This is a genomic window from Streptococcus sp. STR1/CE/0325 (assembly GCF_055386095.1).
This window is the reverse complement of sequence record NZ_AP045018.1, coordinates 1,153,845-1,167,825: the sequence shown is the minus strand read 5'-3', so window position 1 is coordinate 1,167,825 and position 13,981 is coordinate 1,153,845. Positions and strand designations below refer to the sequence as shown.

Annotated in this window: 11 protein-coding genes; 8 read left to right on the top strand and 3 right to left on the bottom strand. The window is 40.9% G+C overall.

The window, feature by feature from the left end; all coding sequences use genetic code 11:
• Nucleotides 1-107: 107 nt before the first annotated feature.
• The 6 genes from ACZ49W_RS05725 to ACZ49W_RS05700 all read left to right on the top strand — a co-directional run bounded on the left by ACZ49W_RS05725 (nt 108) and on the right by ACZ49W_RS05700 (nt 7,419).
• Nucleotides 108-1,349, top strand: coding sequence for a recombinase family protein (locus ACZ49W_RS05725; RefSeq protein WP_464814363.1), 1,242 nt, complete (start codon nt 108-110; stop codon nt 1,347-1,349).
• On the top strand, nt 1,252-2,604 hold the full coding sequence (locus ACZ49W_RS05720) for a recombinase family protein (protein WP_464814967.1): 1,353 nt from the start codon (nt 1,252-1,254) through the stop codon (nt 2,602-2,604). Before ACZ49W_RS05725 ends, ACZ49W_RS05720 begins: the two co-directional genes overlap by 98 nt.
• Before the next feature lie 102 nt (nt 2,605-2,706).
• Nucleotides 2,707-3,990, top strand: a complete 1,284-nt coding sequence (locus ACZ49W_RS05715; RefSeq protein WP_464814362.1) for a GmrSD restriction endonuclease domain-containing protein — start codon at nt 2,707-2,709, stop codon at nt 3,988-3,990.
• Nucleotides 3,987-4,706, top strand: coding sequence for a hypothetical protein (locus ACZ49W_RS05710; protein WP_464814361.1), 720 nt, complete (start codon nt 3,987-3,989; stop codon nt 4,704-4,706). Before ACZ49W_RS05715 ends, ACZ49W_RS05710 begins: the two co-directional genes overlap by 4 nt.
• 333 nt (nt 4,707-5,039) lie before the next feature.
• Nucleotides 5,040-5,789, top strand: coding sequence for an ABC transporter ATP-binding protein (locus ACZ49W_RS05705; RefSeq protein ID WP_464814360.1), 750 nt, complete (start codon nt 5,040-5,042; stop codon nt 5,787-5,789).
• On the top strand, nt 5,770-7,419 hold the full coding sequence (locus ACZ49W_RS05700) for a hypothetical protein (RefSeq protein WP_464814359.1): 1,650 nt from the start codon (nt 5,770-5,772) through the stop codon (nt 7,417-7,419). Before ACZ49W_RS05705 ends, ACZ49W_RS05700 begins: the two co-directional genes overlap by 20 nt.
• Before the next feature lie 43 nt (nt 7,420-7,462).
• Here ACZ49W_RS05700 and yghU read toward each other — a convergent pair whose 3' ends face one another.
• From yghU to ACZ49W_RS05685, 3 genes are all read right to left on the bottom strand, one after another.
• Nucleotides 7,463-8,254, bottom strand: a complete 792-nt coding sequence (gene yghU / locus ACZ49W_RS05695) for a glutathione-dependent disulfide-bond oxidoreductase (protein WP_464814358.1) — start codon at nt 8,252-8,254, stop codon at nt 7,463-7,465.
• Nucleotides 8,255-8,341: 87 nt separating this feature from the next.
• Complete coding sequence (locus ACZ49W_RS05690) at nt 8,342-9,082, bottom strand: amino acid ABC transporter ATP-binding protein (protein ID WP_464814357.1); 741 nt, start codon at nt 9,080-9,082, stop codon at nt 8,342-8,344.
• Nucleotides 9,082-11,271, bottom strand: coding sequence for an ABC transporter substrate-binding protein/permease (locus ACZ49W_RS05685; RefSeq protein ID WP_464814356.1), 2,190 nt, complete (start codon nt 11,269-11,271; stop codon nt 9,082-9,084). Before ACZ49W_RS05685 ends, ACZ49W_RS05690 begins: the two co-directional genes overlap by 1 nt.
• A gap of 153 nt (nt 11,272-11,424) precedes the next feature.
• Here ACZ49W_RS05685 and uvrB point away from each other — a divergent pair, with 153 nt between their 5' ends.
• Together uvrB and ACZ49W_RS05675 are read left to right on the top strand one after the other, a co-directional pair.
• Nucleotides 11,425-13,413: an excinuclease ABC subunit UvrB gene (gene uvrB / locus ACZ49W_RS05680; protein ID WP_464814355.1), complete on the top strand. Its 1,989-nt coding sequence runs from the start codon at nt 11,425-11,427 to the stop codon at nt 13,411-13,413.
• A 73-nt stretch (nt 13,414-13,486) separates the two neighbouring features.
• On the top strand, nt 13,487-13,948 hold the full coding sequence (locus ACZ49W_RS05675) for an 8-oxo-dGTP diphosphatase (protein ID WP_464814354.1): 462 nt from the start codon (nt 13,487-13,489) through the stop codon (nt 13,946-13,948).
• The last annotated feature ends 33 nt before the right edge of the window (nt 13,949-13,981 follow it).

Sequence of the window (13,981 nt, the reverse complement as noted above, 5' to 3'; positions counted from 1 at the left end):
ATGAACTATGGCATAAATCAATCAGGTCAAAATAGTTGGTCTGATAACTTGACTAATATTCCCTTTTGAGTGATATATAGTGTGCCATTACATAGGAAGGAGAGTAAATGTCCGTAAAGAAGATTAGAGTTAATAAACAAAAACATAAGAAGAGGGTCTGTGCCTACATTCGAGTTTCCACGACTAATGGAAGTCAGTTAGAATCGTTAGAAAATCAGAAACAGTATTTTGAAAACCTGTATTCTAATAGAGATGATACAGATTTCAAGGGTGTATATTTCGACAAAGGCATATCAGGCTCTAAAGATAAGCGTCCAGATTTTCAAGCAATGATTGAAGATTGTCGTAAAGGTATGATTGATGTTATTCATACCAAGTCAATTGCCCGCTTTGCCAGAAACACGGTTACAGTTCTTGAAATTAGTCGTGAACTGAAGGCGATTGGAGTAGACATATTCTTCGAGGAACAAAACATTCATACCCTTTCAAGTGAGGGGGAAGTGATGCTTTCGGTATTGGCGAGTATCGCAGAGGACGAATTGAGGAGTATGAGTGGCAATCAACGATGGGCGTTTCAAAAGAAATTCCAGCGAGGAGAGCCGGTCATTAACACCAAGCGATTCTTAGGATACGATGTAGACGAAAATGGTGAGTTGATCATTAATCCAGAAGAAGCCTCAATAGTTAAAGAGATATTCTCATTATACCTTGCAGGAAATGGTACACATCGTATTGCCAAACAGTTAAATGAAAAGGGAGTTTCGACTGTTACAGGTGCTAAATGGCATGATACCACAATCCGTCAAATGTTAAGCAATGAAAAATACAAAGGTTCAGTCTTACTGCAGAAGTATTATCATGATGGTGTGAATGGTCCTAAAAAATTGAACCAAGGAGAACTTGAACAATACTTGATAGAAGATAACCATGAAGCTATTATTTCAAAAGGAGACTGGCAAGCAGTTCAGGAAAAATTAAATAGTAGAAGATGGCAACAAGGTAGAAACAAAATCTATAAATTTACAGGTTTGTTAAAGTGTCAGCATTGTGGCTCGACTTTAAAGAGACAGGTTTCATATAAGAAAAAAATTGTTTGGTGCTGTTCCAAATACATTAAAGAGGGAAAAGTAGCTTGTCAGGGGATGCGAGTGCCAGAAGCAGATATTTCAAATTGGGAGATAACCTCACCAGTTACAGTAATAGAAAGGGATGGAAATGGGGAAAAGTATTACAGTTATTCCGGCCAAGAAAGTGCAGACCAGCGTTCTTCATCAGGTCAGGAAGAAAATCAAGGTAGCCGCATATTGTCGAGTGTCCACCGACCAAGAAGAACAGCTATCAAGTTATGAAAATCAAGTCAATTATTACCGAGAGTATATCTCCAAACACGAGGACTATGACTTAGTTGACATCTATGCGGATGAGGGCATCTCAGCAACCAATACCAAAAAACGTGATGCCTTTAACCGCTTGATACAAGATTGTAGGGCTGGTAAGGTGGATAGGATTTTGGTCAAGTCAATCAGTCGATTTGCCAGAAATACCCTTGATTGCATCAAGTACGTCCGAGAGCTGAAAGAACTGGGTGTTGGTGTGACTTTTGAGAAGGAGAATATTGACAGCCTAGATTCCAAAGGTGAAGTTCTCCTGACCATCCTTTCTTCCTTGGCACAGGATGAGTCACGTTCCATTTCGGAGAATGCGACGTGGGGAATTCGTAAGAAGTTTGAACGTGGTGAGGTGCGCGTGAATACCACTAAGTTCATGGGTTATGACAAGGATGAGAATGGTAGGCTTATCATTAACCCTCAGCAAGCTGAAACGGTTAAATTCATATACGAAAAATTCTTGGAGGGGTATAGTCCAGAGTCAATAGCTAAGTATTTGAATGACAATGAAATACCTGGTTGGACTGGAAAGGCAAATTGGTATCCAAGTGCTATACAGAAAATGCTTCAAAATGAAAAGTACAAGGGTGATGCCTTATTGCAAAAGACTTTTACCGTTGATTTTCTGACTAAGAAACGAGTTCAAAATGACGGTCAAGTTAACCAATACTATGTAGAAAATAGCCATGAAGCTATTATCGACAAAAACACTTGGGAATTGGTACAGATGGAATTGGAAAGGAGGAAAGCCTACCGAGAGGAGCACCAGCACAAGTCCTATATCATGCAAAATGATGATAACCCTTTTACAACTAAGGTGTTCTGTGCAGAATGTGGTTCGGCCTTTGGTCGAAAGAACTGGACGACCAGTCGAGGTAAACGTAAAGTTTGGCAGTGTAACAATCGTTATAGGGTCAAAGGACAGATTGGCTGTCAGAATAACCATATTGATGAAGAAACGCTAGAGAAAGCCGTAGTAATGGCTGTAGAACTATTGAGTGAGAACGTGGATCTATTGCATGGGAAGTGGAATAAGATTCTAGAAGAAAATCGTCCGCTAGAAAAGCATTATTGTACGAAGTTGGCTGAAATGATAAACAAGCCTTACTGGGAATTCGATTCGTATGAGATGTGTCAGGTGGTGGACAGCATAACAATTGCGGAGGATGGGCAGATAACTGTCAGATATTTAGAGGGGACTGAGGTAGATTTGTAAGTGACTGTGACCGAAAGGTTGCGGTTTTTTGCGTTGTTTCATGGTATAATAAGAACTAAATAGACACCATTAGGTGATTGAAAAATAAGAGGATGTAATGTTATGGAGAATAAAGTATATTATGGAGAGTACTCTTTGGACTATTGGATTGAATTGATTCTTTCTAAAAATATTATTCTACCCGAATATCAAAGAAATTTTTCGTGGGACGAGGCTAAAAGAAAGAAATTAATTGCTTCACTTAAAAATAAGGAATTTGTTCCACCTGTAACTATTGGTTCATTTACTAAAAATGGTGTGAAAGAAAATCTTCTAATTGATGGACAACAAAGACTAACAAGCATTTTATTGTCAGTGTTAGGATTTTTTCCAGATCGTGAAACCTATAAAATGCATTCAAAAAATAAAGTCAGAAAATACATTGATGAAAATGACGATTTTGCAGATGACACTGATTCCTTCACAGATGTAATTAACTGGTCGTTTAATGACTTACTTAAAGAAGATAATTTAACGATCTCAAAGATAAAATCAAATCTAGAAAAGGATAAATCTTTCAAAGCGTTGAATAATGATGATGAAATTGACCCTCATTTTTTGAAGAATACTTTTTTAGGATTCTCGTATCTAGTACCTAATAATAGTCAAAGAGGGGATCAGCAAAGATACTATTCTTCCGTTTTTAGAAATATTAATAGACAGGGGATGGTTTTGACTGGTCAAGAAAGTAGAGAGGCACTCTACTATTTAGATGATAGTAAAACTGATTTCTTTAAGCCTGAATTTATCAAACTAATTGAAGGTGACCTATCTATTGACTTTATAAGATATTTATCAATTTTATCAGAATATAAAAAAAATAATAGTGCCCAAAATTTATGTAGTGGTTTTGGTGGAAAAAAAGAAAAACTAGAGGAGTACTATGAAAATTATATAAATTTTATAATTGGTGATAAAAATGATAACACAATTGAAATTTATATTAGTTATGAGGAGTTGTTTGAAAGTAATGAACAGCTACCCTCTGGTGAACTACCTCATTCAAGATACTATCAAAATTTGTGGGAAATAATTAGTAATTCACCATTAAGCAAAACAACATTTGAGTCTATTATTGATTGTGATATGTATTACTTTGGTTTAATTTATTTAATAATATTTGAAAAAAAGGTTATTGGTTCACAAAACTGGTCGAGTATTATAAAGAAAATAAATGAACAAATTTCTGAATATAAAGCTCCATATCTTGATAAATATGGTATTCCAACATATGAATTTTCAAAAGCAGAATATAACAGCTATCACCAAAAGAACCCATCTGCATTGAAATATTTACGTGAGAGAGTTGAGAAATCAATTGAAATTTATAGGGAGTATGGGCTATGACCAAACATGAAGATTTTATTAACAGTCCTATTGAATCTGTAATGATGGAAGCACTTTCTGCAATTAGTTCTATAAATACAGGAATCGAAACTTATCCTTTAAATGAGTACTTGCTAAAGACAATTTTTTTACAAATGACAGGTTTTCAAGAACAAAAATTTAAATGTATTGTTTGGGAAATGGCTACTGAGGATTTTGAGTTCAGAAGAGATTTTTTAAGAGATTATGCCACACAAGGTTTTTCGACATATGACTCTAAGAAATCCATATATCAGAAATTAATGATTCTACTGGATAGGGATGAATTTTCTGAATCTGACAGAAAGGTAATAGTCGAGGAAGCTAAAGATATTGTATGTAAAATTTTCGATGAAAGTAATATCCAATATTGGAATGGTAATGCTTTTATAGAATTCAAGGGTAATATAAAGAATAAAATTGGATATAAGTGCATTGCTAGAAAGGGAACAGGTTACAATTTATTGGAGAGTGAAGGGCAGAAAGCATACGATAAGTTATACCGACATAGAAATCGATTGGCTCATAATACACTATCATATCAACGTAATTTGCCTAAGTTACAAGAATTAGAAAATAAAGAATTTGGGGATTCTAACTATTTTATTTGGTTCTACATATTGATAGTTATAGATAAAATTATGATAAAGCTATTTAATGAATTTAATAAAGCTACCAAAAGGCTCCTGGATATTTGAATTATCACAGCTATTAGACAGTTTTGTAATAAATTTCGTTCCATAATTTAATCCTAGCCTTAAACCTCTCCGTTTCGTTCCATAATATAGGTAAATCCTATCACCACACGTGGAGTGCGCGGTTCTGTTGACTAAAGCACAGAATTGAAAGTGTAGAAATGGCTTGAAATAAAGGGTTTTTCCGAGGGTTTGGACGTAAATCTAGGTCCTCGGATTTTCTGCGTTATAGGGGTTGCAATGAGGCTGATTTTTATTGTTGGATAGAATGAAAAAAACGCTTGCAATCCGCTTAGAAAAGGTGTATGATAATCTTAAAACAAGGAGGAAACGTCTATGATTGAGTTTAAAGGTGTGAGCAAGGTCTATGAGGAAAAAGTTGCCTTGAAAGATTTGAATTTGACTATTGAAGATGGGGAGATTGTTGGTTTAATCGGTCATAATGGTGCAGGAAAATCAACGACCATCAAGTCTTTGGTCAGCATTATCAATCCGACTGCAGGACAGATCGCAGTAGATGGTTTGGATTTGGAAAAGAACCGTTTGGCGATCAAGTGTAAGACCGGCTATGTGGCAGACTCACCTGACTTATTCTTACGTTTGAGTGCCGAGGAGTTCTGGGAGTTGGTGGCGATTTCCTATGATATGAAGCAGACTCAGTATGAGGCACGCCTCAAGGAGTTGCTAGAGATTTTTGATTTTAGTGAGCATCGCTATGAGGTGATTGAGTCCTTTTCTCATGGGATGCGACAAAAAGTGTTTGTCATCGGAGCCCTTTTATCTGATCCAGACATCTGGGTCTTGGACGAACCCTTGACAGGACTAGATCCACAGGCTGCTTTTGACTTGAAACAAATGATGAAAAAACATGCTGAGAAAGGCAAAACCGTTCTCTTTTCAACCCATGTATTGGAAGTAGCAGAGCAGTTGTGTGATCGTTTGGCCATTTTGAAAAAAGGCGAACTCATCTTTTACGGCACGATTGCGGAGTTAAAAGATAAACACCCAGAAAAGAGCCTAGAGAGCATCTATCTGGACATGGCTGGTCGAAAGGAGGAGCTTGAACATGAGATGGAAGGTGATTAAAAAATTAGTTGACATCAACCTCTTGCAAACGCAGACCCCTGATCAGATAAATCGCTTTCGCAAACGCCAAAAGCAAAATCCCAATAAACCATCAGGCGTGTCTAAAAAAATCTTAAGAACCTATTTATCGGTTGGGGTACTCTATATTATCCTATTTGGAATGCAGGGAGTTTTCATCCCGATTGAGCGGATGCCGGGTTATTTTACCAATACTGTTTTGGTCTTTCTTGTCTATATGTTTTCCCAAGGTTTCATGGCCCTCTTTAACGTTTTTTATGAGAGTAAGGATCTTGAAAGTTACCGCCCTTATGCCTTTAAGGAATCAGAGATTATGCTAGCTAAAGGCTTTTCAGTGGCGCTGACCTTGAGTATCGGGCTTTTTCCGGTCATGACCTACTTTATCATTTTGGGCTTGCGTAGTCCCAATACGCCGGTTCTTGGTATTTTGGCTGCTATTTTGTCCTTGCTCTTGCTCCTTGGTGTCTTTGCGCTTTCCCTTTTGATTGGGGTTCACTTGGTGACCAAGACCAGTGTCTTTCGCAAATACAAGACCTTCTTTTCTAATTTTTTGTTAGGCTTTGCCATGCTTTTAGGGATTGGGGCTATTCTTTGGATCAATGTGCAAAATAGTAACGCTATAAAACAGCTAGACGGTCCGATAAAAGATCAGCCTTTGTACTTTAAACCACTGGAGTGGCTATATGATCTGACCTTGAACCCCTTGTCACTCAATGGTCTGATTGGACTGGTTGTTTGGGGATTGGTTTTTGTTTTGTTGCTTGTTTTTGTCAAAAAGCAAGTGGTGCCACAGTTTTATCAAGCAGCGGTGTCAACTGGCTCTGCCGTGCAACAAAAACGAACTAAATCACGCTTTAGCTTGGATAAGGGAGCTTCCTTTAAACGTTTTGTCTATCAATATCAGATTGGTTTGATTTCTCAAGGAACTTCCCTCGTTCAGACCCTTCTGGTGGGGAGTTTGCTGCCTTACTTTTTCCTCTTTCCTTTCTTTATGGGAATTCACTCAGCAGGCGGTCATTTTCACGGGCAAGACTTTTTAAATTTGAGGTATGGTTTTCCTTTCGCTTTAATTGCTTATGCGATTGGTCTTTTCTCTTTTAGCTTAACCTACATTGGAATTTCACTGGAGCGAGAAAATTATGAATACCTTAAGACCCTACCGTTTGATATGAACCACTATCTCAAGCTCAAGTTTTGGTATCTCTTCCTCATTCAGTCCATCATTCCCTATGCTATCTTTGCCATTCTTTTTGGACTTGTCCTACGTATCGGTCTTCCCCTCTTCTTATTGACCAGCTTCGTTTGGTTTCTGTCCGCTTATGCTTGGAGCGTGATAGCTTATGATTATGATAGGAAGAACTTGATGCTTCATTGGACCAATATCAATGATTTGTTTAACCGTGGCGGAACGTCAATGGTCTTGCGTCAACTAGCCTTGGTTCTCTTTATCTTTGTTATTATCGGTATTATTGTAGCGAGCTTTATCTTGGTTTCAGCTCTTCCTGTTTACTGGGGTTATGGTCTTACGATTTTTATGCTATTGCTAGTTCTTTTGAGCACTTATCTCATGCATCGGTATTATTGGAAACATTTTGAACGTTTGAAAAATTAAAGACAAAAACAGACACGAGCTTTAGTTCGTGTCTGTTTTGTTTTTAGTCGATGGCTTGATAAGGCACTTCAAGGGCCCGTTTGACAGCAGGGCGTTTTGCGATGCGCTTGGTCCAGTCTTGGAGATGAGAGTAGCTCTTGACATCTAAAAAGATACCAGCCTTGTCCCAAATCTTGTCCTCAGCCAGTCTGCCATACCAAGACCAAATCGCTATATCTGCAATGGTATAGTCCTCACCAGCTATGTACGGCTTGGTCTCAAGCTCCTTATCTAAGAGATCGAGTTGGCGCTTGGTTTCCATAGCAAAACGGTCAATCGCATAATCAATACGTTCTGGTGCATAGTGAAAGAAATGCCCAAATCCACCACCAAGAAGAGGCGCAGCACCTGTCTGCCAGAAGAGCCAGTTGAGGGTTTCCGTACGCGTTCTCACGTCTTTTGGTAAAAAGTGATCAAATTTTTCTGCCAAGTAGAGCAAGATTGATGCTGACTCAAACACACGGATGGGCTCATCCTCGCTTGATTGATCCAGAAGTGCCGGAATTTTTGAGTTGGGATTGATGGCGACAAAGTCAGAACCAAATTGGTCACCAGCTCCAATGTCGATTCTAAAAAGATCGTAGTCTGCTTGGGTGATGCCCAGTTCTTTTAATTCTTCAAGTAGGATGAGTGGTTTGATGCCATTTGGTGTTCCTAGCGAATAAAGCTGCAAAGGCTTGTTTCCTCGTGGGAGGATTTTCTCAAAACGAGCGCCAGCAGTGGGTTGATTGATGCTCCCCCAAGTACCGCCTAGTTGTTCTGGTGCTTGCCAGATATCTGGTAAACCTTGTAACATAATGATGTCTCCTTATCTTTTGATAATGTTATCCTATCAAAAAGTCACCAGAATAGCAAAAAATGAAGCGGGATTCCGCTTCATTGATTAAGCATTTAAGACCTTGTCTAAGAAGTCCTTGAGACGTGGGTGTTTAGGATGATCGAAAATCTCCTCTGGTGTGCCGTCCTCAAGGAACTCACCACCATCGGTAAAGATGACGCGGTTGGCCACACGTCTGGCAAATCCCATCTCGTGGGTCACGATCAACATGGTCATGCCTTGTTCTGCCAAGTCTCGCATAACGTTCAACACATCACCGACCATCTCAGGGTCAAGGGCAGATGTTGGCTCGTCAAAGAGCATGATGTCTGGGTTCATGGCAAGACTCCTTGCGATGGCAACCCGTTGTTTTTGCCCACCAGAGAGACTATCAGGAAGGGCATCACGTTTGTCAGCTAGACCGACTTTTTCAAGAAGTTCCATAGCGTGTTTTTCTGCTTCCTCTTGACTAGCACGATCTAGCTGTGTTGGAGCAAAGGTGATGTTTTCAAGTACCGTCATGTGAGGGAAGAGGTTGAAATGTTGGAACACCATGCCGATATTTTCCCTAGCCTTATCGATATTGGTCTTTGGATCAGACAGATCAAAGCCATCAATCGTCACTTTACCACTCGTGATACTTTCAAGGAGATTGAGGGTACGTAGGAAAGTTGATTTTCCAGAACCAGATGGGCCGATGATACAAACCACATCTCCTTCGTAGAACTTGGCATCAATGCCTTTTAAGACTTCATTTTTACCATAGGATTTGTGCAAATCTTGGACATCAATTTTTAATTCAGCCATTAGTTAATCCTCTTTTCTAAGCGTTTTGCTAGACGGGTGAGTAGGGTGATAATCACCAAGTACATCACAGCAAGAATAGCGTACATTCTAAAGGATTGATAGTTTCTTGCGATGATGATTTTACCAGTTTGGAAGAGTTCCACCAGACCAATCGCAGAGACGATTGTCGTGTCCTTAAGGGAGATGACAAACTGGTTGACAAAGCTTGGCAGCATGAGTTTGACCGCTTGTGGTAGGATAACCTTGCGCATGGTTGTGCCATACGAGAGACCTAGACTACGGCTGGCTTCCATTTGTCCAGCTGGCACAGCTTCAATCCCTCCACGCACGATTTCAGCGATATAAGCACCACCGTTGAGGGAAAGCGCAATGGTTGCTGCGACAAAGTCGTTGATTGGACTTTGTTTTCCTGTTAGTGATTCGATAAGGTTTGGAATACCCCAGAAAATGAAAGCAGCCACAATCATGAGAGGAATACCACGGATGACATCGACAAAGATGGCAGCGATGGTTCTAAGCGCTTTGTTTGGCGCAACACTCATCATTCCAAAGATGACCCCGATAACCATAGCGATGGCAAAGGAGAGGAGCGTTAGACCAAGGGTTGTGCCAAGTCCTGCGAGCAGTTGCTTGTAGTTGTTTGAAATCAAGCCAACGATAGTGGTTTCATCCACTTCCTTGCTGTTTGAGCTTGTCGCTGTATTATCAGATGTTGCGAGGTATTTGTTGATGATCTCATCATATTTACCAGAAGCCTTGAGGGCTGCGAGTCCATTGTTGAACATTTGGATCAACTCAGGATTGCTGCCTTTTTTCACGGCAAAGCCAAGGTCACCTGATTTTTCTCCTTTGAGTGGTGTTTCAAATTGACGGCCTTGTTGGATGGCGTATTTTAGCACCGCTTCATCATCCATGATGGCATCTACTGAACCAGAGTTTAAGCTATCATACATGGTCGAACCATCGTCAAAGGCTTTTAATTTGTAGCCATACTTATCTTGATTGTCCTTTAAGAAGGTATAAGATGAGGTTCCATTTTTAGCGCCGACTGTTTTGCCTTTAAGGTCAGAGTAATCTTTGATTTTGCTGCCTTTTTTAGTGGCAAGGATAATGTTTGACGTGTAGTAGGCATCAGAGAAATCAAAGATTTTCTTACGAGCATCGGTGATGGTCATTCCTGCGATGACGCCGTCTGCTTGGCTAGATTGCACAGCGTTAAGCGCAGCGTCAAAGCCAGGATTGGTAATAGTGAGGTTGAAACCTTGTTGATCAGCGATAGCCTTGATCAGCTCCATGTCAATTCCAGTATAAGTGCCAGAACCGTCTTGGAATTCAAAAGGTGCAAAGGATGAGTCAGAAACAATAGTGTAGTTGTCTTTGACTGGGGTTGCTTTTGCAGACGCATCACCAGTGAGTTTGAGGTCAAAGTTAGATGAGCTAGAAGTCGTGCCAAGCCACTTATCCATGATTTGTTGATAAGTACCGTCTGCTTTCATCTCAGCAAAAGCCTTGTTGAACTCAGGAATCAAAGACTCATAAGCTCCTCCTTTTTTAACGGCAAAGGCGAAACTGCCGACTTTTTCTCCATCCATGTTGATGGCATAGTCTTTGCCTTGACTGATAGCATATTTGACCACGGGCTCATCGTCCATAGCGGCATCCACAGAACCAGAGTCAAGACTGTTGTTCATCAGATCTCCTGTATCAAAGGTTTTGATCTTGTAGCCATATTCTTTTTGGTGTTTTTGTAAAAAGGCTTGAGCGGCTGTTCCGTTTTTAACCCCAACGGTTTTGCCTTTTAGATCTTTGTAGCTGGTGATTTTTTTATCTTTACGGGTGTAAAGCACAACCGCCGTGTCATAATAAGTGTCAGAGAAAGTGAAGACTTTTTTACGGGCTTCGGTCACAGTTGTTACAGCCATAAGGGCATCGGCCTGTCCAGCTTGAACGGCATTGACTGCGGCATCAAAGCCAGGGAAGGTCATATTGACATCCCAGCCAGCACGTTTTGCGACTTCGTTGATGATGTCAACGTCAATTCCTTTATAAACTTGATCTGAATCTTTAAATTCAAATGGGGCGTAAGCCGTGTCCGATACGATATTGATGGTATCAGCACTTGCTTTTGTGCCGAAGATTAAGAAACATGATAGAACGCTCAGAAGAAGAGCTGTGATTTTTTTCTTCATGTTACCCTCCTTTTTCTAAAATTACTATCATTATATCAGAAATCCTTTCATAGGGCAAATGATAATTGCTTTCCGTGTTAGGTTATCTAACATATATAGCAAAAGAAAATTATGGTTGATTATGATATAATAAGAAAAAAGAGGAGAAGTGCCATGATTAACCGTGTGACGGACAACAAGTTTAAATTAGTATCCAAATATCAACCTTCTGGAGATCAGCCAGAAGCCATCAAGACCTTGGTGGAAAATATCGAAGGTGGAGAAAAAGCTCAAATCCTGCTCGGAGCGACTGGAACAGGAAAGACCTATACCATGAGTCAGGTCATCGCTGCCGTCAACAAACCCACTCTTGTCATCGCCCATAACAAAACACTTGCAGGGCAGCTTTATGGGGAATTTAAAGAATTTTTCCCAGACAATGCGGTGGAATATTTTGTTTCCTACTATGATTTTTACCAACCAGAAGCTTATGTACCATCTACTGATACCTATATCGAAAAAGACAGTTCGGTCAATGAGGAAATCGACCGCCTCAGACATTCGGCAACTGCCGCCCTTCTTGAGCGAAACGATGTCATTGTAGTGGCATCTGTTTCTGCCATCTACGGTTTGGGGGACCCCAACAACTATGGCGACAACGTGCTTAGTCTGCGCCCTGGTCTTGAGATGTCACGTGACGACTTGCTCAATAATCTAGTCAGCATTCAGTTTGATCGCAACGACATTGATTTTAAACGTGGAACTTTTCGTGTGCGGGGCGATGTGGTGGAAATCTTTCCAGCCAGCCGTGATGAAAATGCCTTTCGGATTGAATTTTTCGGTGATGAGATTGAGCGTATTCGTGAGATTAACGCTCTAACAGGTCAGGTCTTGGGTGAGGTGACCCACTTGCCCATTTTCCCTGTGACCCACTTTGTGACGCAGGAAAATACCTTGGGGCAGGCGATTGATGAGATTAAGGCAGACTTGGACAAACAGCTCAAACTCTTTGAATCAGAAGGGAAGCTCCTAGAAGCCCAACGTCTCAAACAACGCACTGACTACGACATTGAGATGTTGCAGGAGATGGGCTACACCAATGGGGTGGAGAACTACTCGCGTTATATGGACGGACGTATCGAAGGTGAGCCGCCTTATACCTTGTTAGATTTCTTCCCAGAGGATTTTCTCATCATGGTGGACGAAAGCCACATGACCATGGGGCAAATCAAGGGCATGTATAATGGCGATAAAGCGAGAAAACAGATGTTGGTGGATTATGGTTTTCGCTTGCCATCGGCTCTGGATAACCGCCCGTTGCGTCGGGAAGAATTTGAAGGGCATGTGGACCAAATTGTGTACGTTTCAGCCACTCCGGGTGACTATGAGCTGGAGCAGACCGACACTATTGTCGAGCAGATTATTCGTCCAACAGGCTTGCTCGATCCAGAAGTTGAGGTCAGACCAACCATGGGGCAAATGGATGACCTCTTGGGTGAAATCAATGCCCGTGTTGAAAAAGGCGAACGTGTCTTTGTGACCACGCTGACCAAGCGTATGGCAGAAGATTTGACCGACTATCTCAAGGAAATGGGGGTCAAGGTCAAGTACATGCACAGTGACATCAAGACCCTAGAACGGACGGAGATTATCCGTGACCTTCGCCTCGGTGTCTTTGATGTCCTTATCGGAATCAACCTGCTTCGGGAGGGGATTGATGTGCCAGAGGTGAGCCTCGTAGCCATCCTTGATGCGGATAAGGAAGGTTTTCTTAGAAATGAGCGTGGGCTCATTCAGACCATTGGTCGTGCCGCAAGAAATAGCAACGGTCATGTTATCATGTATGCCGACACCATGACCCAGTCCATGCAAAAGGCGATAGATGAAACGGCTCGTCGTCGTGCTATCCAGATGGCTTATAACGAGGAGCACGGCATCACTCCCCAAACCATCAAAAAAGAAATCCGTGACCTCATCGCCGTCACCACTCTAGAAGAAGCTGAGAAACAAGACACTATCAATCCAGCTAGCCTTAATAAACAAGAACGAAAAGACCTCATCAAGAAACTCCAAAAACAAATGCAAGAGGCTTCTGATCTCCTTGACTTTGAACAAGCCGCTGAGATTAGGGATATTATTTTAGAGTTAAAGAGTATAGATTAACAGAAGATGTGAGCAAGAAACTCAATTCCATAAGATATGAAAGCACTCATAAACTAACCCAAAGGAGACAACCATGTCACGTTCAGAATCTGTTATTTTAACCAACCTATGCCGAGTGACAAGTGAAGAGGGGCGAGTCTTAGTCATTGAACGACGCGATCCGTCTTGGCCTGGGGTGACTTTCCCAGGCGGGCACGTTGAAAAGGGAGAAAGCCTGTATGATGCAGTTATTCGTGAGATGAAAGAAGAAACAGGTCTTGTGATTGCAAACCCTAGGTTAGTCGGTATCAAGCAGTTTGAAACACGAGACACCCAAGAACGCTATTTGGTTTTTTTCTACACGGCAAATCAGTTTACAGGAGAGGTGCGCTCTTCTAGTGAGGGACGTGTTTTTTGGGTCTCTCCAGATGAGCTTTATAACCTGACCTTGGTGCCTAATTTTTGGGATGACTGGAAGCTCTTTGAAGATCCTTCCATCTTTGAGTTAGTCTATCGTAGAAGGGAAGATGGGGAATTCGATAAACGGCATCTCTAACAAAATGACCACTGGATTTCAAATCCAGTGGTC